Consider the following 20,202-nt stretch of genomic DNA (forward strand, 5'->3'; position numbering starts at 1 on the left):
TTCCAACGGTCCGTTGGATGGCACACACAGGCTGACAGGCCCAGCCGGAACAAGTTCACATGAAATGTGCCGAGGCGATGAGCTGGGTCTGAGATGTGCAAAAAACGCGCCAACTAAAATCCGTCACTCGGCGCGAAGTATAGCCAGCGCCATGTAGCCCGCATCTGAGAAAACGCGTATGAAACCCAGCACCCAAGAAGCACAAAGTACTCACCAAAACCCTCCTGTTGAGAGCGTACTGACAGACGGTGTGAAAAATGCCTTGAGCGTGACACTCAGAGGGTGCGAAGAATTGATCCCTCAGGCCGACTGGGTCAAAAAATTGTCACAGTCGGAGAAGAGCGGGCAGCCCTTGCGCATCAAGTTGGGGCTGGACCCGACGGCGCCCGACATTCACATCGGCCACACGGTGGTGCTCAACAAGATGCGCCAGTTGCAGGACCTGGGGCATCAGGTGATCTTTCTCATTGGTGACTTCACCAGCCTGATCGGCGACCCCTCGGGCCGCAACAACACACGTCCTCCACTCACCACCGAGCAGATCCAGGCCAACGCCGAGACCTACTACAAGCAGGCCAGCCTGGTGCTGGACCCGGCGCGCACCGAGATCCGCTACAACAGCGAATGGAGCCTGCCGCTGGGCTCGATGGGCATGATCCAGCTGGCGGCCAAGTACACGGTGGCGCGCATGATGGAGCGCAACGATTTCCACGACCGCTTCAAGGCCGGCACACCGATCAGCGTGCACGAGTTCCTGTACCCGCTGATGCAAGGCTACGACTCGGTGGCGCTCAAGAGCGATCTGGAGTTGGGCGGCACCGACCAGAAGTTCAACCTGCTGATGGGCCGGCACCTGCAGGCCGAATACGGCCAGGAGCCGCAATGCATCCTGACGATGCCGCTGCTCGAAGGTCTCGACGGTGTGGACAAGATGTCCAAGAGCAAGAACAACTACATCGGCATCACAGAGACCGCGAACTCGATGTTCGCCAAGGTGCTGAGCATTTCCGACACGTTGATGTGGCGCTGGTACACGCTGCTGTCGTTCCAGTCGCTGGCGCACATCGAGTCGTTGAAGCAGGCGATTGCCCAGGGTGCGAACCCGAAGGACGCGAAGGTGGCGCTGGCCAAGGAAATCACCACACGGTTCCACAGCGCTGCCGCGGCCGATGCGGCCGAGCAGGACTTCATCAACCGCAGCAAGGGCGGTGTGCCGGACGAGATTCCCGAGGTGTCTTTGTCGGGCGCGCCGATGGGCATTGGTTCGTTGTTGAAGTCGTCGGGCCTGGCACCTTCCACCAGCGAGGCCAACCGATTGATCGAGGGCGGTGGTGTGCGTGTGGATGGGGCTGTGATCAGCGACAAGGGCTTGAAGCTGCCTGCGGGGACGTTTGTGGTGCAGGTGGGGAAGCGGAAGTTTGCTCGGGTTTCGCTTGCCTGACTTCCGTTTCGTTCATTGACCTCGCGGGATCGGAGCGGCACGGCGCTCTGCTCCGCGAATGTCCCCCGGGGCCTGCGGCCCCTCCTCCTTGATTTCGCTGCGCAGAGCGCCGTGCCGCTCCGATCTGACGAGATGTGGGCACACCGACGTTGGCGTGCTGAGATGTTGGCTGCTGGCTGAATCGGGGTGGACGGCGCAGCGAAATAAAGGGGGAGGCGGCCCCAGGCCGACGGAGGACATTCGCGGAGCTGTCCGCCCCGGTTCGGCCAGCGAAGAAGCTACCGGCCCCCAGCCTTCTCCAACATCAAAACCATCGCCGAGTAACCACGCGACCGCGCCAAAGCCAGCGGCGTCTGACCATGCCGATCCGCCAGTTGCAGGTTCGCACCCGCATCGATCAAGGCCTTGAGGGTGGCCTGGTGGCGCGGGCCGCCATCGCCCAACACAACGGCCTCGATCGCGGCCGTCCAATGCAGGTTGTTCACATGGTCCAGCGGTGCACCGGCAGCGATCAATTGGCGCACCACGCCATCGTGGCCGAGATGCGCCGCGGCGATGAGGGCGGTGCCGTCGTAGCGGCTGGTGGTCTGCTTCGCGCTCGCACCCAGGCGCAGCAACACACGCAACGTTTCCTCATCGTCGGCGACCGAGGCGATCGTCACCGCGTCGTAGCGGTCGTTCTCGAGCCGGTTGATGTCGGCACCCGCCTTGACCAGGGCAGCAATCGCATCGCGTTGGCGAGCAAAGGTGGCCACGTGCAGCGGCGTGCGGCCGTGCGTGTCGGTGGCGTTCACCGCCGCGCCACCCGCCACCACGCGCGCGATCTTTGCTGCATCATCTTGGAGGGCCGCTGCGTGCATCCCGGTGTAGGTCGCCGCTTCGGTCGCGCTGGGGGCGACCTGGGCTTGAGCAGTTGCACCATTGAACGCCAGTGCAAGAACCAGCAGCAGCGTCTTCATTTCAGCAGCTCGGCCACCTTGGCAATGCCCGCGTTCGCGCATTGCTCGTCCAGATGACCACCGGGCGCACCGCCCACACCCACCGCGCCGATGACCTCGTTGCCCACCTTCACCGGCACACCGCCGCCCAGCACCAGGAAGCCCGGAATGTCCACCAGCGTCGCGGCACCGGGATTCTTCTGCACGTTCTCCAGCATGGCGCCTGTGGTGTTGCGCGCCGAAGCCGAGGTGTAGGCCTTGCCTTGCGCGGCTGCCAGGGTGTGCGGGCCGGCGTTGTCGGCGCGCTGCAGGGCCCGCAGGGTGCCGGCGCGATCCACCACGGCGGCCGTCACGTTGTAGCCGCCAGCGCTGCACGACGCGACGGTGGCGGCGGCGATCTGGTTGGCCAGGTCCAGCGACATGTTTTTCTCCACGCGCACGGCCTGGGCGCTGGCGGCGGTGGCGATCAGGGTCATGGCGAGGAAGGACGTCTTTGCAAGGAAGGTCATGGTGTTCTCCGGTGGTGTTGAACGGTTCGATCAACCGTGGGAGAACTGTAAAAATTCGCGCGGCAAACCACCATTCGGACAGCTACGCGCGGCCCTCCGTAGAACTACGCGGTGCCGTTGGCGCCATCCGCGTCAACCAGCGCGGCGTAGTGGCGGATCAGCTGCGCCAGCGACGGCGCCTGCAGCTTGGCAAACAGGTTGGCGCGGTGGGTTTCCACCGTGCGTGGCGAGAGGCCCAGCGCGCGGCCGATCTCCTTGTTGGTCAGGCCCTCGACGATCAGGCCCAGCACCTCACGCTCGCGCTCGGAGAGTTGCGCATAGCGCTCACGCGCCGCGCGGTCGGCCTGGTAGCGCTGGCGCGAACGCACATGTTGGCGCACAGCGTTCTGCAGCGCTTCGAGCAGGGCCTCGTCGTTCACCGGCTTTTCCAGGAACTCGGCTGCGCCCGCCTTGAAAGCGCGGCGGCACATGTCCACCGTGCCGTGGCCGGTGAGCATGATCACCGGCTGGTCCACGCCCTGCGCCACCAGCGTGTCAAGCACGGCCAGCCCGCTGATGCCGGGCATGCGCACGTCGAGCACGATGGCGCCGATGGCTTCGCGGTCGAAGGTGCTCAGAAAGGCCTGCGGGTCGCTCCAGGGCTGCACGCGCAGGCCCACGGTGCCGATCAGCAGGGCCAGGCTGTCGCGCACGGCTTGGTCGTCGTCGATCAGGTGCACGGTGGGGGAGAGGGTGTCGGTGCTCACGCTGCGTCTCCCGCCAAAGGCAGTCGCAATCGGAACACCGCGCCACCGGTGGTTGCGTTGGCGGCCGAGAGCGAGCCACCCATGCTGCTGGCCAGCGTCTCGCACAGGCTCAGCCCCAGGCCCAGACCGCCTTCGCGCGTGGAGAAGAACGGCTCGAACAGGCGCGGCAACACCTCGGGCGCGATGCCTGGTCCGTTGTCAGCCACCGCGAGTTCGCCCAGACCATCGACCGTGCGCAAGGTGAGCGTGAGCCGGCGCTGCGCGGCGGGCACCTGCTCCAGGGCCTGCAGCGCGTTGACGATCAGGTTGTGCACGATCTGGTCGAGCGCCACCGGATCGGCCATCACGTCGAGCGCGGGTGCGCCGTCCAACGCCGGCGCCACACCCCGGCGCTGGCACTCGGGTTCCAGCAGATGGAGTGCGCGGCGCACGGCGTCCACCGCATCGACGGACTGGCGCTGTCCGGCGCTGTCGGGACGCTCCACCGCGCGGCGCAGCCGGCCCACCACCTCGGCGGCGCGGCGGGCCTGCGCCGCGGCCTGCGCCATGGCAGCACGCGCGGTGGCCAGTTCGGGTGGGTCGTCATCCAGCAGGCGCTGCGCGGCCTGGGTGTTGGCCAGCACCGCGGTCAGGGGTTGGTTGAGTTCGTGCGCCATGCCGGCGGCGAGTTCGCCCAGCGTGTTCAACCGCGCCACCTGACCCAGACGCAGCAGCTCTTCGGCGCGGCGGCGCGCCATGCGCTGGCGCTGCAGGTGCCGCACCGCCGCCAGCAATGCGGCCACCGCGAGCGTCCAGGCCAGCATGCGGGCCCAGGGCAACTGGCGCCAGCCCACGGTTTGTGTGGCGACCACGTCGAAAGGCTGGCTCTCGGCGGCCACCACCTTGTGGAATGCGAAGCGCGAGCCGGCCTGAAGCCGCCCGGGCTGGATCGGGTGGTGTTGTCCCGCCAGCACCAGCTCGACCCGCACCGCGCTGGTCTCTGCCGCCATCGGCCACTCCGTCCACGGCACCAGGGCCTGCAGGTCGATGGTGAGCGCGTAGCTGGCGGGCTCCGAGGCGAGCACCAGCCGGTAGCGGCCGCTCTGCAGGTCCAGCGGCGCGAGCGCGGCGCGGCCGCTCTGGCGCGACAGGCGTTCGGCCTCGGCCAGCCCGGGGTCGGTCCACGGGGTGGTGGCGTCGCTGCGCTGCACCGAGAGGATGCGCGGGTAGAGCGCGGGCAGGCGCTGCTCCGGGGAGCCGGTGTGGGGTGCGGCGGGCGCGGGCTGTAGCAGTGCGAGCGTGGCCAATATCGCGTCGTGCTGCACCACCTGCTGGCTCAGCAGCCGGTGCACGATGCGTGCGTCGGTCTCGAAGAGGGCGCGTTGCTGTTCCAGCGACTGGCGCGCGATGGCGGCCGCGCCGGCCAGGGCGATCACCGCCCCGCCGACCACCCACCACCACGAGAAACGCCAGGGCTGCCGCATGCCGCGGATTCTGGCACGCGCCTTCGCGGCGCGGCACCGTTTCAGGGGAACAGGGGTTTGACGTTCCAGATCTCGTCGGCGTACTCGCGGATGGTGCGGTCGGACGAAAAATGCCCCATGCCGGCCACGTTCATGATGGCGTGTCGCGTCCATTCGCCCGGGTTGCGGTAGAGCGTATCGACCTTGTGCTGCGTGACCAGGTAGTCGGTGTAGTCGGCCAGCAGCAGGTAGTAGTCGGACTCCAATAGCGTGCGCGTGATGTCCTGGAAACGCGCGGGCTCCTCGGGGCTGAAGGCGCCCTCGGCGATGCGGTCGATGGCGGTCTTGAGGTCGTAGTTGTGGTCGTAGTAGCGGCGCGGGTTGTAGCCGCTGGCGCGCAGGGCCGCCACCTGCTCGGTGCGGTGGCCGAAGATGAAGATGTGCTCCAGGCCCACGTGTTCGGCGATCTCGATGTTGGCGCCGTCCCAGGTGCCGATGGTGAGCGCACCGTTGAGCGCGAACTTCATGTTGCCGGTACCCGAGGCCTCGGTGCCGGCGGTGGAGATCTGCTCGGAGAGATCGGCCGCGGGGATGATCACCTCGGCCAGCGACACGCGGTAGTTGGGGATGAACACCACCTTGAGCTTGTCACCGATGCGCTTGTCGTGGTTGACCACACGCGCCACGTCGTTGATGAGCTTGATCACCAGCTTGGCCATGAAATAGGCCGAAGCCGCCTTGCCGGCAAACACCACCGTGCGCGGCACCCAGTCGGCGTGCGGGTGCGCCAGGATCTGCTGGTAGCGCGTGACCACGTGCAGCACATTGAGCAGTTGGCGCTTGTACTCGTGCATGCGCTTGATCTGCACGTCGAACAGGCTGGCCGGGTTCACGATCACGCCGGTCTCGGTGGCGATGCGCTTGGCCAGCCGGTGTTTGTTCTGCGCCTTGGCATCCTGGAAGGCGCTGACGAATTCGGGGTCGGTGGCCAGCGGGCGCAGCTGTTCGAGCTCATCCAGGTTGCGCCGCCAGGTGGTGCCGATGCGTGCGTCGATCAGGCTCGCCAGAGGCCGGTTGGCCTGCGAAAGCCAGCGCCGCGGCGTGATGCCGTTGGTCTTGTTGCAGAAGCGCTCGGGGTAGAGCCGCGCGAAGTCGGCAAAGATGGTCTGCACCATCAGCTGGCTGTGCAGGGCCGACACACCGTTGACCTTGTGGCTGGCCAGCACCGAGAGGTAGGCCATGCGCACGCGGCGCTGGCCGCGTTCGTCGATCAGCGACACCCGGCGCAGCAGGTCGTTTTCACCGGGGAAGCGCTCGTGCACCTCGGCCAGGAAGATCGCGTTGAGGTCGTAAATGATGCGCAGGTGGCGCGGCAGCAGGCGGCCCAGCAACTCCACCGGCCAGGTCTCCAGCGCTTCCTGCATCAACGTGTGGTTGGTGTAGCTGAACACGCGTTTGCAGATGCCCCAGGCGGTGTCCCACTCCAGGCCCTGCTCGTCGACCAGCAGGCGCATGAGCTCGGGCACGGCCAGCGCGGGGTGGGTGTCGTTGAGGTGGATCGCCACGCGGTCGGCGAACAGCACAAAGTCGCCCTGGTGCTTGAGGAAGCGGCGCACGATGTCCTGCAGCGAGGCGCTGACGAAGAAATACTCCTGGCGCAGGCGCAGTTCCTTGCCGTGGTCGGTGCTGTCGTCGGGGTAGAGCACGCGCGAGACGTTTTCCGACTCGTTCTTGGCCTCCACCGCGCGCATGTAGTCGCCCTTGTTGAAGGCGTCGAGGTTGATGCCGCTGGTGGCGCGCGCGGTCCACAGCCGCATGGTGGCCACGCTGCTGAGTTCGTGGCCGGGCACGCCCGAGTCGTACGCGGTGGCAATCACATCGTCGGTCTCGACCCAGCGCACGTGGCCATCGGCCTGCACCAGGCGCCCGCCGAACTGCACCGTGTAGCTGAACTCCGGGCGCATGAACTCCCAGGGGTTGCCGTTGACCAGCCAGTAGTCGGGCTCTTCCACCTGGCGGCCATCGACGATGCGCTGCGCGAACATGCCGTAGTCGTAGCGAATGCCGTAACCCATGCCGGGGATGCCCACGGTGGCCATGGAGTCGAGGAAACAGGCCGCCAGCCGTCCCAGGCCGCCGTTGCCCAGGCCGGCGTCGGCCTCAAGGTCGATCAGCGCTTCGAAGTCCACGCCGAGCTGGGTGCACGCGGTGCGGGCCTCGTCGAGGATGCCCACCGACAACAGGGCGTTGGTCAGCGCGCGCCCGGTGAGGAACTCCATCGACAGGTAGTACACGCGCTTGGCGTCGCTGTCCTGCGAGGTGGCCAGGGTCTCGCGCCAGCGGTGCATCATGCGGTCGCGCACGGCGTGGAACAGGGCGAAGAGCCAATCGCGCTGGGTGGCCGAACGCGGGTCGCGGCCGACCGAGTAGATCAACCGGTTGGCGATGGACTTGCGCAAGGCGTCCACGCCGTTGTCCAGGTGGTCGTATTCGAACGGGACGGGATCGGGGGTGGGCTGCGTGTTGGTCATGGCGTTGGGGCGTTCGTTGGGGTGCTGAAGGGCAATGGCAATAAACGTGCAGGCGCTCAGGTGATGGTCGGCGCCGGCATGACCGAGGCATAGACCCGCAGGTAGTCGCTGGCCGCATGATCCCAACCGAAGCGCAGCGACATGGCGTGGCGCTGCACGGCGTGCCAGTCGGCCGGACGGCGCTGCAGCGCAAAGGCGCGGCGCATGGCCGAGAGCAAGCCGCTCATCTCCAGCTCGCGGAAGACGAAACCGCTGGCGCTGCCGTCGTCCAGGTTCTCCAGGCTGCAATCGACCACGGTGTCGGCCAGCCCGCCGACGGCGCGCACCAGTGGCAGCGTGCCGTAGCGCAGGCCGTAGAGCTGGGTCAGGCCGCAAGGCTCGAAACGCGAGGGCAGCAGGATCACGTCGGCCCCTGCGATGACGCTGTGCGCCAGGGCTTCGTCGTAGCCCACGGTGAGCGCCACCTGGCCGGGGTGGCGCCGGGCGCAGTCGCGCAGGTCCTGTTCGATGGCCGCGTCGCCCGAGCCCAGCACCGCGAGTTGCCCGCCGCGCTGCACCAGCTCGTCCACCACGGCGGACAGCAGGTGCAATCCCTTCTGTTCGGTGAGGCGGCTGACCACCGAGAACAGCAGCGCATCGGGCCGGGGCGCCAGACCCATGCGCTGTTGCAGGCGGGCCTTGGCCTGTTCCTTGCCCTGCAGGTGGTCGGCGTCGAAGCCGGGTTGCACCAGCGGGTCGGTCTGCGGGTTCCACACCGCGTCGTCCACACCGTTCAGGATGCCGTGCAGCTGCGCCTGGCGCTGGCGCAGCACGCCGTCCAGCCCGCAGCCTTGTTCGGCGCCGGTGATCTCGCGTGCGTAGGTCGGGCTCACGGTGGTGATGGCGTCGCTGTATTTCAGCCCCGCCTTCATGAAGCTGATCTGGCCGTGGAACTCCAGCCCCTGCAGGTGGAAGAGCCCGTCGGGCAGGCCCAGGCGCGGGCGCAGGCCGGCGTTGAACACGCCCTGGTAAGCCAGGTTGTGCACGGTGAACACGGTGGCCGGCCGGTGCTCGGCGGTGCGCGCGAGTTCGCGCAGGTAGGCGAAGGCCAGGCCGGTGTGCCAGTCGTGGCCATGCACCACATCGGGGAACCAACCGGCATCCAGGCCGGTGCCCAGCAGGGCCGCGGCCCAGCCGAGCCAGGCGAACTGCTCGGCGCTGTCGGGCCAGGCCCGGCCGTGCTCGTCCACGTAGGGGTTGCCGCTGCGCTCGTACAGGCCCGGCGCGTGCAGCAGCCACACCGGCATGCCGCTGTCGGTGATGCGCCCGGCACGCAGCCACGGTGTGGGGCCGTGGGCGCTGGCAGGCTGCGGACCCAGGCCGGCGGGCAGGCCGCTGCTGCCCCCGGCCGGCACCAGCAGCGTGGGGCCTTCGGGCGTGACCCCAGCCACCACACCGGGAAAGGCCGGCAACAACAGGCGCACATCGGCGCCCAGGGCGTGGAGTGCGGGCGGCAGGCCCGCGCTCACATCGGCCAGCCCGCCGGTCTTGAGCAGCGGGAACACCTCGGAACAGACGTAGAGAACCTTCAGGGACATTCGAGTTTTTCCAGCATTTCGCGGGTCACCAGCACCACGCCGGACGGCGTGCGGAAGAAGCGGCGCGTGTCTTCGGCCGCGTCCACGCCGATCTTCATGCCCGGCGGGATCACGCAGCCGTTGTCCACCACCACCTTGTGCAGTTCGCAACCGCGGCCGATGTCGACCTCGGGCAGGATGACCGACTCCTCCACCGACGCATACGAGTGCACCCGCACGCGCGAAAACAGCACCGAGCGGCGCACCAGTGCGCCCGAGATGATGCATCCGCCCGAGACCAGCGAGTCCACCGCGCAGCCGCGGCGGCCGTCGTCGTCGAACACGAACTTGGCTGGCGGCAGTTGCTCCTGGTAGGTCCAGATCGGCCAATCGCGGTCGTACATGTCGAGCTCGGGGATGGTGTTGGTGAGGTCGAGGTTGGCGGCCCAGTAGGCGTCGACCGTGCCCACGTCGCGCCAGTAGGCCGGCGCTTCGGACGCGCTCTTCACGCACGACATGCCGAACGGGTGCGCCACGGCGTCCCCGGCGGCTACCATGGCCGGGATGATGTCCTTGCCGAAATCGCGGCTGGAGCCAGGGTTGCTCGCATCGCGTTTCAGCGCTTCGAACAGGTGCTCGGTGTTGAACACATACACGCCCATGCTGGCCAGTGCGGTGTCGGGTTTGCCGGGCATGTGGGGCGGCTGGGCCGGCTTCTCCAGGAAGCGCACGACGTTGCGTCGTGCATCGATGTCCATCACGCCGAAGGCCGTGGCTTCGGCCAGCGGCACCTCGATGCAGGCCACGGTGCACTTCTTTCCCAGCGCCACGTGGTCGGCGATCAGGGTGGCGTAGTCCATCTTGTAGATGTGGTCGCCCGCGAGCACCAGGATGTACTCCGGCTTGTGCGCGCGCAGGATGTCCAGGTTCTGGTAGACCGCGTCGGCCGTGCCGAGGTACCAGCTCTGGTCGTCCATGCGCTGCTGGGCCGGCAGCAGGTCGATGAATTCGTTGAACTCGTTGCGCAGGAAGCTCCAGCCGCGTTGCAGGTGGCGCAACAGGCTGTGCGACTTGTACTGGGTGAGCACACCGATGCGGCGCACACCCGAGTTCAGGCAGTTGGAGAGTGCGAAGTCGACGATGCGGAACTTGCCGCCGAAGTACACGGCGGGTTTGGAGCGCCGGTCGGTGAGGGCGTGCAGACGCGAGCCGCGTCCGCCCGCCAGCACCAGTGCGATGGTGCGTTTGGCGAGTTGCTGGGGCGATGTCTTTTCCATGCTTGTCTCCGGTGGTGGGTGACGGGTGCGTCTTGGTGCGCACTGGCTCATTGAAACGGGAATCGTGAAACGGGAACAGGCCAGGCTGTTGCCGTTCAGGGTATTCGGCCGTGCGCGCGGGTCAAGGCGAGCAGGCGTTGGGCGGGCCGGTGGTCGACCTGGCGCCAGTCGAAGCGCCATTCCCAGCAGCCGGTGGCTTGTCCCGGCGTGTTCATGCGGTGCTTGCCGTCCAGACCCAACACGTCCTGGAACGGCAGCACCAGCGTGTTGGCCACCGACTGCGACAGCGCCGTGATCAGCGTCCAGTGCGGCTCGGTGTCCACCGCGGGGCCCAGGTAGGCGCGCGCGGCGGTTTTGTCGTGCGCAGAGGCGGCGCGCCACCAGCCCAGGGTGGTGTCGTTGTCGTGCGTGCCGGTGTAGGCCACGCAGTTGCGTTCCAGGTTGTGCGGCAGGTAGGGGTTGGCCGCATCGCCGCCAAAGGCGAACTGCAGGATGCGCATGCCGGGAAAGCCGCAGGCCACGCGCAGTGCGGTCACCTCGGGCGTGATCAGGCCCAGGTCTTCCGCGATGATGGCCAGCGGACCCAGCTCTTCCTGCAAGGCTGCAAAGAGCGGCAGGCCCGGGCCGCTTTGCCATTGGCCGGCCACCGCGGTGGGTTCGCTGGCCGGGATTTCCCAGTGCGCCTCGAAGCCGCGGAAGTGGTCCAGCCGCACCACGTCAACCTGCTGGAACAGGTGCGCCACCCGCTCCTTCCACCAGCGGTAGCCGTTCTGTGCCATGACCGGCCAGTTGTAGAGCGGGTTGCCCCAGCGTTGGCCGGTGACGCTGAAATAGTCGGGCGGCACACCGGCCACCACGCGAGGTTCGAAGTCGTCGTCGAGCAAAAACTGGTTCGCATGCGCCCACACGTCGGCGCTGTGGTGGGCCACGAAGATGGGTGCATCACCCACGATCTGCACGCCGCGGCTGCGGGCGTAGTCGCGCAGCGCTTGCCACTGCACCCAGAAGCGCCACTGCACGAACTGCCAGAAACCCAGTGCCTTGGGCGAATGCTGGCGCACCTCGGCGAGTGCCGCCGGGTCGCGTTGCGCGAGGGGCGCGGGCCACTGCGGCCAGCTGCCGATGTGGCGCTCGTGCAGCACCATGAAAAGGGCGTAGTCGTCGAGCCAGTGCGCGTGGTCGGTGCAGAAGTCGGCCAGTGTCTCGCGGCAGTCGTCGCTGGCGCGCTGGCTGAAGCCCTCCCAGGCCTTGCGCAGGCAGGCCATGCGCCAGGGCGCCACGCGCTCGAAGTCGCAGTGGTGGTGATCGAAGCCCTGGGTCGGCATCCAGGGCAGCCAGCCCATCTGGACCAGATCGTCCAGGTCCACCATGAGCGGGCTGCCGGCGAAGGCCGAGACGCTCTGGTAGGGCGAATTGCCCGGGCCCGCCGGCGACAGCGGCAGGATCTGCCACATCGATTGACCGGCCGACGCGAGCCAGTCCACGAAATGGCGCGCGCCGATGCCGAGGTCGCCCGAGCCGTTGGGGCCGGGCAGGCTGGTGATGTGCAGCAGCACGCCGCTGGTGCGGCGCGCCAGATGAGGGTGGATGGCGATGTTCATGGCAGACCCGGTGGGGTGCCATCGGGCGCATGCAAGCCCTGGACCAGCACCCACACGCCGGCTTCATGCAGCGGCAGCCGGGTGGTGACCGTGTCAGGGGCCTGGCCCGGCGGCGCCACCAGCGCGCGGGCGCTGTCCATCAGCACGCCCCAGTCGCCGGGCGGCAGCGTGAGCCGGCAGTGGCCGTGGGCGGCGTGCCAGACCAGGAGCAGGCTCTCATGGGGCGGTGCGTCGCCGTCACCCACGGTGATCAGGGCCGTGAGCGTGTGGTGGTCGCGCGCTTGCCAGGCGTTGGGTCGCATGGGCTGCCCGTCGGTGTCGAGCCAGGCGATGTCGGGCGCGTGGCCAACGCCTTCGAACCAGCGTGCGTGGCGCAGGCCGGGGTGCTCCCGCCGCAGCGCGGCAAGACCGGCGACGAAGTCGGCGAGTTCGGTGTCGGCGTGGGCCCAGTCGAGCCAGGTGGTCTCGTTGTCCTGGCAGTAGCAGTTGTTGTTGCCTTGCTGGCTGTGGCCGAGTTCGTCGCCGGCCAGCAGCTGCGGCGTGCCCTGTGCGCAGAAGAGCGTGGCCAGCAGGGCGCGGCGCCACAGGCCACGGCGGTGCAGCACCATGGGGTCGTCGGTCGCGCCCTCCGTTCCTCCGTTGGCGCTGAGGTTGTGGCCATGGCCGTCTCGGTCGTCTTCACCATTGGCGGCGTTGTGCTTTTGCTGGTAGGCGGTCAGATCGGCCAGATTGAAGCCGTCGTGCGCGGTGACCATGTTCACGCTGGCGGTGGGCCGGCGGCCGCGCTGGTTGAACAGGTCGCCGCTGGCGCATGTGCGCGTGGCGAGCTCGCCGCGCGTGCCGTGGTGGCCAAGCCAGAAGGCGCGCACGCCGTCGCGGAAGCGGTCGTTCCACTCCAGCCAGCCGGCCTCGAACCCACCCAGGTGGTACCCGTTCGGCCCCACGTCCCAGGGCTCGGCGATCAGGCGCACGCCGCGCAGCACCGGGTCTTGCGCCATCGCGTTCAGCAAGGCACTGCGCGGGTTGAAGGCGTGGTCGAGTGCGGCGTCGCGGCCCAGCGAGACCGCGAGATCAAAGCGGAAACCGTCCACACCGAAGGCCCGCACCCACCAGCGCAGGCTGTCCATCACCCACTGCAACACGCGCGGCTCGCTGAACGCCAGGCTGTTGCCGGTGCCGCTGAAGTTGTGCGGCACGCCGTGTTCACCCATGGCGTACCAGCGGTTCTGGCCCAGACCGCGCCAGGCGAGGGTGGGGCCGTTGAGATCGCTCTCGGCCGTGTGGTTGAAGACCACGTCGAGCACCACCTCGATGCCCGCGCGGTGCAGCGTGTCGACCATCTGGCGGAACTCGGCGCGCACGGCGGTGGTGTCTTCGGAAGTGGCCGCGGCGTAGGCCGGTTCAGGCGAAAACACGTTGAGCGTGTTGTAGCCCCAGTGGTTGCTCAAGCCCCGTTCAATCAGGTGGCGTTCGCTGATGTGCTGGTGCACCGGCAGCAGGCACACGGTGGTGATGCCCAGGCGCTGCAGGTGCTGCACCACGGCGGGGTGGGCGAGGGCCGCGTAGGTGCCGCGCTGGTGCTCGGGCACCTCGGGGTGCAGGCGGGTGAGGGCCTTCACGTGCGCTTCGTAGATCACCACGCGGTCACTGGCCACGGCGGGCCGGGGCGCGATGGCCAGGCCCGCGGCCAGCTCGGCTTGTGCGTCCACCACGACGCAGCGCGGCATGTGGGCGGCGTTGTCGGTGGGGTCGGGCTGGTGCTCGCTCCAGGCCTGCGTGAGGTGCACGGGGTCGGCGCAGGCGTGACCGGATTGCAGCGCCAGTCGATCGGTGTTGCCCACCAGCGCCAGCGCCCAGGGGTCGAGCAGCAGGCGGGCGGGGTTGAAGCGGTGGCCAGTTTCGGGCAACCACGGGCCGCTGGCGCGCAGCCCGTAAAGCTGGCCGGCGGTCACGCCGGGCACGAAGGCCGCCCACACGCCATCACCCAAAGGTGCCAGTGCCACGCGGCGCTGTTCAACCGCAGCGCCGGGTTCGAACAGGCAGACGTCCGCCCCATGGGCATCGGGTGCCCAGACCGAGAAGTGCACGCCGCCCTCGCCCTGCTGGTGGCAAAGATGCGCACCCAGCGCAGGAGAGCCGCAGGAGGGCGTCATGCCTGTTCTGGCTGGAGCCACAACACAGCTAGCGGTGGCAGCGTCAAGACGGCCGACCAGCGCTGGCCGTGCTGCGCCACGTCGTCGGCCACCACGCGGCCGTGGTTGCCCACGTTGCTGCCGGCGTAGTGGCTGGAGTCGGTGTTGAGCCGCTCGTACCAGTCCCCGCCGTACGGCAGGCCCACGCGGTAGCCGTGGCGCACCATGGGGGTGAGGTTGGCGATCACCACCACCGTGTCTTCGAGCGCGTGGCCGTAGCGAGCGAAGGCCAGCACCGAATGGTCGGCGTCGTCCACCACCAGCCACTGGAAGCTGTAGGGGTCGGTGTCGCGGGCATGCAGGGCCGGTGCGCTGCGGTAGATATGGTTGAGATCGCGCACCAGGTGCTGCACGCCGGCATGCGCCGGGTCTTTCAGCAGATGCCAGGGCAGCTCGGCGTCGTGGTCCCACTCGGTGGCTGGAGCCAGCTCGGCCCCCATGAAGAGCAGCTTCTTGCCCGGGTGGGCGTACATCCAGGCGTACAGCGCGCGCAGGTTGGCCCGCTGTTGCCAGCGGTCGCCGGCCATCTTGGTCAGCAGGGAGCCCTTGCCGTGCACCACTTCGTCGTGCGAGAGCGGCAGCACGTAGTCTTCGGTGTGCGCGTACATCATCGCGAAGGTCAGCTTGTTGTGGTGCCAGCGCCGGTGGATTGGATCGAGCGCGAAGTACGACAGGGTGTCGTGCATCCAGCCCATGTTCCATTTGTGGTCGAAGCCCAGCCCGCCCTCGGCCACGGGGCCGGTCACGCGCGGGAACGCGGTGGATTCTTCGGCGTAGGTGGTGGCGCGCGGTGCCTCCTGGTGAAGCACCTCGTGCACCTCGCGCAGGAAGGCAATGGCCTCGTAGTTCTCGCGCCCGCCGTGCTCGTTGGGCACCCACTCGCCGGCCGGGCGGCTGTAGTCTCGGTAGAGCATGGAGGCCACCGCGTCCACGCGCAGGCCGTCGATGCCGTACTGCTCGACCCAGAACAGTGCGTTGCCGACCAGGAAGTTGCGCACCTCGAAGCGGCCGAAGTTGTAGATGAGGGTGTTCCAGTCGCGGTGGAAACCTTCGCGCGGATCGGCGTGTTCATACAGCGCCGTGCCGTCGAAGCGGGCCAGCGCGTGTTCGTCGGTGGGGAAGTGGGCGGGCACCCAGTCCAGGATGATCTTGAGCCCGGCGGCGTGCGCGGCCTGCACGAAGCGCCGGAACGATTCGGGTGAACCGTGGCGCGCGGTGGGCGCGTACAGGCCGGTGGGCTGGTAGCCCCACGAGGCGTAGAACGGGTGCTCGCTCACCGGCAGCAGCTCCAGGTGGGTGAAGCCCATATCCACCGCGTAGGGCACGAGGTGGGTGGTCAGGTCGTCCCAGGTGGGCACGGTGTGCGGGCCGTCGGGCCGGCGCCACGACCCCACGTGCACCTCGTAGATGGCCATGGGCACTGCCGGGCGCTCATGGGCCGCGCCGCCTCGGTCGGCGGCGGGTCGCAAGGGTTCGCACACGCGGGCCGCGTTGCCCGGCGGCAGCTCGGTCTCGCGGGCGTAAGGGTCGGTCTTGAAGACGTGACGGCCGTCGCTGCCCTGCACCTCGAACTTGTACCAGTCGCCCACTGCCGCGCCAGGCACGAACAGCTCCCACACGCCACACTCGGGACGCAGGCGCATGGGTTGCGCGCGCCATTGGTTGAAGTCACCCACCAGCCCGACGAGTCGCGCGTGTGGCGCCCAGACGGCAAACGCGGTGCCCGCCTGTCCGTCCAGCGTGGTGGCGTGGGCGCCGAGCTTCTGCCAGGGGCGCAGGTGCTTGCCTTCGGCCAGCAGCCAGACATCGGTCTCGCCGAGCCAGAAGCTGGGGGAGGCGGGGGCTGCGGTGCAGGGTGGGGGCGGCGTCGTGGTCATGGTTGCTGTGGGGCGTTCCATTCTGGCACCGCCCACGCCCCGGGCAGACATTTCCTTCAGGGCGGTGGAGGACAATCACGGCATGACCCCCGACCGCGCGCGCCTGCTCACCCCCCAACGCCTGCTCATGGCCTCGGTTGTGGTGGCCCTCATGACCATCGCACTCAAGACGGGGGCCTGGCTCATCACCGACTCGGTGGGCCTGCTGTCCGACGCGATGGAGTCGCTGGTGAACCTGGCCAGCGCGGTGTTCGGCCTGGTGATGGTCACCATCGCGGCCCGTCCGGCCGACCAGGACCACCCCTACGGCCACCACAAGGCGGAGTATTTTTCGTCGGGTTTCGAGGGCATTTTGATCATCGCGGCGGCACTGGGCATCATCTGGGTCGCCGGGCACCGGCTGATTGATCCGCAGCCGATCGAACAGGTGGGCTGGGGTCTGGCGCTCTCGGTGGTGAGTTCCGCTCTCAACGGCCTGCTGGCCTGGGTGATGTTTCGCGCCGCCCGTGAGCACCGGTCGATCGCGCTGGAAGCCGACGCCAAACACCTGGTCACCGACGTGTGGACCTCGGTGGGCGTGGTGGTGGGCATTGCCCTGGTGCACTTCACCGGCTGGCTCTGGCTCGACCCGCTCGTGGCCATGGGGGTGGCGGCCAACATCCTGAAAGAGGGATTCCACCTCATGTGGCGCTCGTCGCAGGGACTGATGGACGAGGCGCTGGAGCCCGAGGTGATGGCCACGATCCAGCGGACGCTGGGCGATTTCGCGTCCGGCGAAGGTGAAGCCAGCATCATCCGGTTTGACCACGTGAGCACGCGCAAGGCCGGCCAACGCCGCTTTGTTGACCTGCACATGCACATGCCGGCAAGCTGGTCGCTGGGCCGGGCGGCTGCTGTGCGCGCGAGCGTGGAGCAGGCGCTGATGAGCGCGGTGCCGGGGCTGCGCGCGACCATCCAGCTGCTGCCCAGCGACGTGGAAGCGCACTTTGACGACGAGAAGGATCTGATTTGATTGCTGTCCTGCAGCGCGTGAGTGAAGCCCGTGTGGAAATCGGCGGTGAGATCGTCGGCTCGGTCGGCCCAGGCCTGCTGGTGCTGCTGTGCGCCGAGCCTGATGACACCGAGGCGGTGGGCGAGAAGACGCTCGCCAAGATCCTGAAGCTGCGGATCTTTGGCGACGCCGCCGGCAAGATGAACCTGAGCGTGCAGGACATCGGCGGCGGCCTGCTCATCGTGAGCCAGTTCACCCTGGCGGCCGACACGAAGAGTGGCAACCGCCCGGGATTCACGGGGGCTGCGCCGCCGGCGTTGGGCGAGGCGCTCTTTGATGCGTTCGTGAAGGCGGCGCGCGCTGCACATCCGGTGGTGCAGACCGGCCGCTTTGGTGCCGACATGCAGGTGCACCTGGTCAACGATGGACCGGTGACGATCCCGCTGCGGATCACGACCTGACGAGATCTCCGTTCGGGCTGAGCTTGTCGAAGCCCTGGCCTGCCTGCTTCGTGAGAACCCTTCGACAAGCTCAGGATGAACGGTGGGTTTGGGTTGAGCGGTTTTATCGGGCGTAGGGGTTGGGCTGGCCCAAGCCGGCCAGGATCTCGGTCTCGCGCGCTTCCATTTCTTCAGCATCCGCCTCGCTGGTCTCGTGGTCCCAGCCCTGCGCATGCAGCGTGCCGTGCACCAGCAGGTGTGCGTAGTGCTCGGCCAGCGGCTTCTTCAGCTCGGCGGCTTCGCGCGCCACCACCGGTGCGCACAGCACCAGATCGGCCATCACCAGCGGCTCGGTGGCGTAGTCGAAGGTCAACACGTTGGTGGCGTAGTCCTTGCCCCGGTAATCGCGGTTGAGCGCCTGCCCTTCTTCGGCGTCGACGATGCGCACGGTGATCTCGGCATCGGCGTCGAGTGCGTGGCGAATGCAGCGCGCCACTGTGTGGCGCGGCAGCGCGGCGCGGTGGTTGGCCGCATCGGCGAGCTCGCCGAACTGCAACGACAGGGTGAGTGCGTGCAGGGCCATCAGCGTTTGCCCGGTTGGGCAAAGCAGTTGGCCAGCAGCGTCTTTTCCTGCGCGGTGTGGTCGGCGGCCAGAAAGCTGAGCTCGCCCTTCATGCCCTGGGTGTACCAGCGCAGGCTGTTCTGCTCGTCGAGCGCGACGAAGCGCACACCGGTGGTGGCGCGGCGCCCCTGCAGCATCACGGTGCGGCCGTCGAAGTGCAGGGCGGCAAACGCATTGCCGTTGCTCAGGTTCAGATAGACCAGCTCGATTTCGGCCCCCCCGTCGCAGCGGTATTGCACCGCCTGGCTGCTGAAGATCAGCGTGGGCGCGGCGGGTGCGGGTGGGCTGCCCTGGCCGAAGGCCGTGAAAGGCAGCAGGGCCAGCAGGCCGGTGAGTGCTCGGGTGATGAGTGTCGGGTGCATGGGTCGGTTTTCAGGCTGCCTTGCGACGCGCCCGCTTGGCAGGTGCGGCATCTTCAATGTGAGGCGTGCGCGCGTCGTAGGCGTCCACGATGCGCGCCACCAGCGGGTGGCGCACCACGTCGGCGCTGGACAGGCGCGTGATCGCGATGCCCTGCACGCGCTTCAACACACGCTCGGCGTCGATCAGGCCGCTCAGCTCGGTGCGCGGCAGGTCGATCTGGCTCACGTCGCCGGTGATCACCGCCTTGGCGCCGAAGCCGATGCGGGTGAGGAACATCTTCATCTGCTCCACCGTGGTGTTCTGCGCCTCGTCCAGGATCACGAAGGCGTGGTTGAGCGTGCGTCCGCGCATGAAGGCCAGCGGTGCGATCTCGATCTGCTGGCGCTCGAAGGCCTTCTGCACCTTCTCGGCGCCCATCAGGTCATAGAGCGCGTCGTACAGCGGGCGCAGGTACGGGTCCACCTTCTGGCCCAGGTCGCCGGGCAGGAAGCCCAACTTTTCACCGGCTTCCACGGCCGGGCGCGTGAGCACGATGCGCTGCACCGCGCTGCGCTCCAGCGCGTCCACAGCGCAGGCCACGGCGAGATACGTCTTGCCGGTGCCGGCCGGGCCGATGCCGAAGGTGATGTCGTGCGTGGCCATGTTCTCCAGGTAGCGCGCCTGGTTGGGCGTGCGCCCGCGCACCTCGCCGCGGCGCGTCTGCATGGCCAGGGCACCATCGCCGGGGTCGACCAGGGCGGTGTCGCCGCTGAGCATGAGCTGCACCTGCTCGGCCGGAATCGGCTTCTTCGCCATCTCGTACATGGCCTGCAGGGTTTCCAGCGCCTGGTTCACCTTGGGTTTGGTGCCCTCGATGCGGAACTGCTCGAAACGGTGCGCCACCTTGACCTGCAAGGCCGCCTCGATGCTGCGGATGTGGCTGTCCAGCGGGCCGCAGAGGTGACCCATGCGGACGTTGTCGGGCGGGGAGAAGGTGTGTCTGAGAATCAAGCCGATAATTCCTTGAAATTGAAGCCCCCAAACCTGGCTGCGCCAGGCCCCCCGAGGGGGTGCTGTCGTTCTTGGGACGGCCCGGCGAACGACAAAGGATATCCAGATGATAGGCAAGTTGACCGGTACGTTGCTGGAGAAAAACCCACCCCAGATCCTGCTGGACTGCCACGGTGTCGGTTACGAGGTCGACGTGCCCATGAGCACGTTTTACAACCTGCCCGGCACCGGTGAAAAAGTGGCCCTGCTCACCCACTTCGTGGTGCGCGAGGACGCCCAGATTCTCTACGGCTTTGGCACCGCCCCCGAACGTGAGGCCTTTCGCCAGCTCATCAAGATCAGTGGCGTGGGTCCGCGCACCGCGCTCTCGGTGCTCTCGGGCATGAGCGTGGGCGACCTGGCCCAGGCCATCAGCGCGCAGGACAGTGGCCGCATCATCAAGGTGCCCGGCATCGGCAAGAAGACCGCCGAGCGCCTGTTGCTCGAACTCAAGGGCAAGCTGGGTGCCGACTTGAACCTGGGCGGCGCCGGCCCGGCGCAGAGCGACGTGCAGAGCGACATCCAGCAGGCCCTGATGGCGCTGGGCTACAGCGACAAGGACGCCGCCGCTGCCCTCAAGCCCCTGCCGGCCGATGTGGGTGTGAGCGAGGGCATCAAGCTCGCGCTGAAGGCACTGGCGAAATGAA

17 protein-coding genes are annotated in these 20,202 nt (G+C 67.9%); 4 read left to right on the forward strand and 13 right to left on the reverse strand.

Translation table 11 applies throughout. From position 1 onward, the window contains the following. The first annotated feature begins 178 nt into the window (after nucleotides 1–178). Complete coding sequence (gene tyrS / locus ASE11_RS05865; RefSeq protein ID WP_056267784.1) at nucleotides 179–1,441, forward strand: tyrosine--tRNA ligase; 1,263 nt, start codon at nucleotides 179–181, stop codon at nucleotides 1,439–1,441. A 278-nt stretch (nucleotides 1,442–1,719) separates the two neighbouring features. Here tyrS and ASE11_RS05870 read toward each other — a convergent pair whose 3' ends face one another. The 10 genes from ASE11_RS05870 to glgB all read right to left on the reverse strand — a co-directional run bounded on the left by ASE11_RS05870 (nucleotide 1,720) and on the right by glgB (nucleotide 16,110). Continuing rightward, nucleotides 1,720–2,400: an ankyrin repeat domain-containing protein gene (locus ASE11_RS05870; RefSeq protein WP_056267789.1), complete on the reverse strand. Its 681-nt coding sequence runs from the start codon at nucleotides 2,398–2,400 to the stop codon at nucleotides 1,720–1,722. Next, nucleotides 2,397–2,888, reverse strand: a complete 492-nt coding sequence (locus tag ASE11_RS05875) for a GlcG/HbpS family heme-binding protein (RefSeq protein WP_056267794.1) — start codon at nucleotides 2,886–2,888, stop codon at nucleotides 2,397–2,399. The genes ASE11_RS05870 and ASE11_RS05875 overlap by 4 nt, the downstream gene beginning before the upstream one ends. A gap of 104 nt (nucleotides 2,889–2,992) precedes the next feature. Then, complete coding sequence (locus ASE11_RS05880) at nucleotides 2,993–3,634, reverse strand: response regulator transcription factor (protein WP_056267797.1); 642 nt, start codon at nucleotides 3,632–3,634, stop codon at nucleotides 2,993–2,995. After that, a complete protein-coding gene (locus ASE11_RS05885; protein ID WP_056267802.1) occupies nucleotides 3,631–5,097 on the reverse strand; it encodes a sensor histidine kinase in 1,467 nt (488 codons plus the stop codon). Before ASE11_RS05885 ends, ASE11_RS05880 begins: the two co-directional genes overlap by 4 nt. A 41-nt stretch (nucleotides 5,098–5,138) precedes the next feature. After that, entirely contained in the window at nucleotides 5,139–7,607 is a 2,469-nt protein-coding gene (locus tag ASE11_RS05890) for a glycogen/starch/alpha-glucan phosphorylase (protein ID WP_056267805.1), read from the reverse strand. A 56-nt stretch (nucleotides 7,608–7,663) separates the two neighbouring features. After that, entirely contained in the window at nucleotides 7,664–9,184 is a 1,521-nt protein-coding gene (gene glgA / locus ASE11_RS05895; protein WP_056267808.1) for a glycogen synthase GlgA, read from the reverse strand. Next, the gene (gene glgC / locus ASE11_RS05900; protein ID WP_056267813.1) at nucleotides 9,175–10,440 is read right to left on the reverse strand and encodes a glucose-1-phosphate adenylyltransferase; all 1,266 of its coding nucleotides are present in this window, start codon (nucleotides 10,438–10,440) and stop codon (nucleotides 9,175–9,177) included. Before glgC ends, glgA begins: the two co-directional genes overlap by 10 nt. Nucleotides 10,441–10,535: 95 nt before the next feature. Next, nucleotides 10,536–12,041, reverse strand: a complete 1,506-nt coding sequence (malQ, locus tag ASE11_RS05905) for a 4-alpha-glucanotransferase (protein ID WP_056267817.1) — start codon at nucleotides 12,039–12,041, stop codon at nucleotides 10,536–10,538. Continuing rightward, the gene (glgX, locus tag ASE11_RS05910; RefSeq protein WP_056267820.1) at nucleotides 12,038–14,194 is read right to left on the reverse strand and encodes a glycogen debranching protein GlgX; all 2,157 of its coding nucleotides are present in this window, start codon (nucleotides 14,192–14,194) and stop codon (nucleotides 12,038–12,040) included. The genes malQ and glgX overlap by 4 nt, the downstream gene beginning before the upstream one ends. After that, nucleotides 14,191–16,110, reverse strand: coding sequence for a 1,4-alpha-glucan branching protein GlgB (gene glgB / locus ASE11_RS05915; RefSeq protein WP_235501201.1), 1,920 nt, complete (start codon nucleotides 16,108–16,110; stop codon nucleotides 14,191–14,193). The genes glgX and glgB overlap by 4 nt, the downstream gene beginning before the upstream one ends. An 82-nt stretch (nucleotides 16,111–16,192) precedes the next feature. On the opposite strand from glgB, the gene ASE11_RS05920 reads away from it, so the two are divergent. Both ASE11_RS05920 and dtd read left to right on the forward strand, forming a co-directional pair. Further along, entirely contained in the window at nucleotides 16,193–17,122 is a 930-nt protein-coding gene (locus tag ASE11_RS05920) for a cation diffusion facilitator family transporter (RefSeq protein ID WP_056267826.1), read from the forward strand. Further along, nucleotides 17,119–17,562 carry a D-aminoacyl-tRNA deacylase gene (gene dtd, locus ASE11_RS05925; protein ID WP_056267829.1) on the forward strand — a complete coding sequence of 148 codons (444 nt, stop codon included), beginning with the start codon at nucleotides 17,119–17,121 and terminating at the stop codon, nucleotides 17,560–17,562. Before ASE11_RS05920 ends, dtd begins: the two co-directional genes overlap by 4 nt. Nucleotides 17,563–17,665: 103 nt before the next feature. Here dtd and ybeY read toward each other — a convergent pair whose 3' ends face one another. Genes ybeY through ASE11_RS05940 form a run of 3 tightly spaced genes read right to left on the reverse strand, consistent with a single transcriptional unit; the run spans nucleotide 17,666 to nucleotide 19,516 of the window. Beyond that, on the reverse strand, nucleotides 17,666–18,124 hold the full coding sequence (ybeY, locus tag ASE11_RS05930; protein ID WP_056267832.1) for an rRNA maturation RNase YbeY: 459 nt from the start codon (nucleotides 18,122–18,124) through the stop codon (nucleotides 17,666–17,668). Continuing rightward, a complete protein-coding gene (locus tag ASE11_RS05935; RefSeq protein WP_056267836.1) occupies nucleotides 18,124–18,525 on the reverse strand; it encodes an MliC family protein in 402 nt (133 codons plus the stop codon). The genes ybeY and ASE11_RS05935 overlap by 1 nt, the downstream gene beginning before the upstream one ends. A 10-nt stretch (nucleotides 18,526–18,535) precedes the next feature. Further along, entirely contained in the window at nucleotides 18,536–19,516 is a 981-nt protein-coding gene (locus tag ASE11_RS05940; protein ID WP_056267838.1) for a PhoH family protein, read from the reverse strand. Nucleotides 19,517–19,622: 106 nt separating this feature from the next. Between ASE11_RS05940 and ruvA the strand changes: the two genes are divergently transcribed. Beyond that, the gene (ruvA, locus tag ASE11_RS05945; protein WP_056267840.1) at nucleotides 19,623–20,201 is read left to right on the forward strand and encodes a Holliday junction branch migration protein RuvA; all 579 of its coding nucleotides are present in this window, start codon (nucleotides 19,623–19,625) and stop codon (nucleotides 20,199–20,201) included. Nucleotide 20,202 lies beyond the last annotated feature (1 nt).

The sequence above is a fragment of the Hydrogenophaga sp. Root209 genome, from assembly GCF_001428625.1.
In the GTDB taxonomy this organism is placed as follows: Bacteria; Pseudomonadota; Gammaproteobacteria; order Burkholderiales; family Burkholderiaceae_C; genus Hydrogenophaga.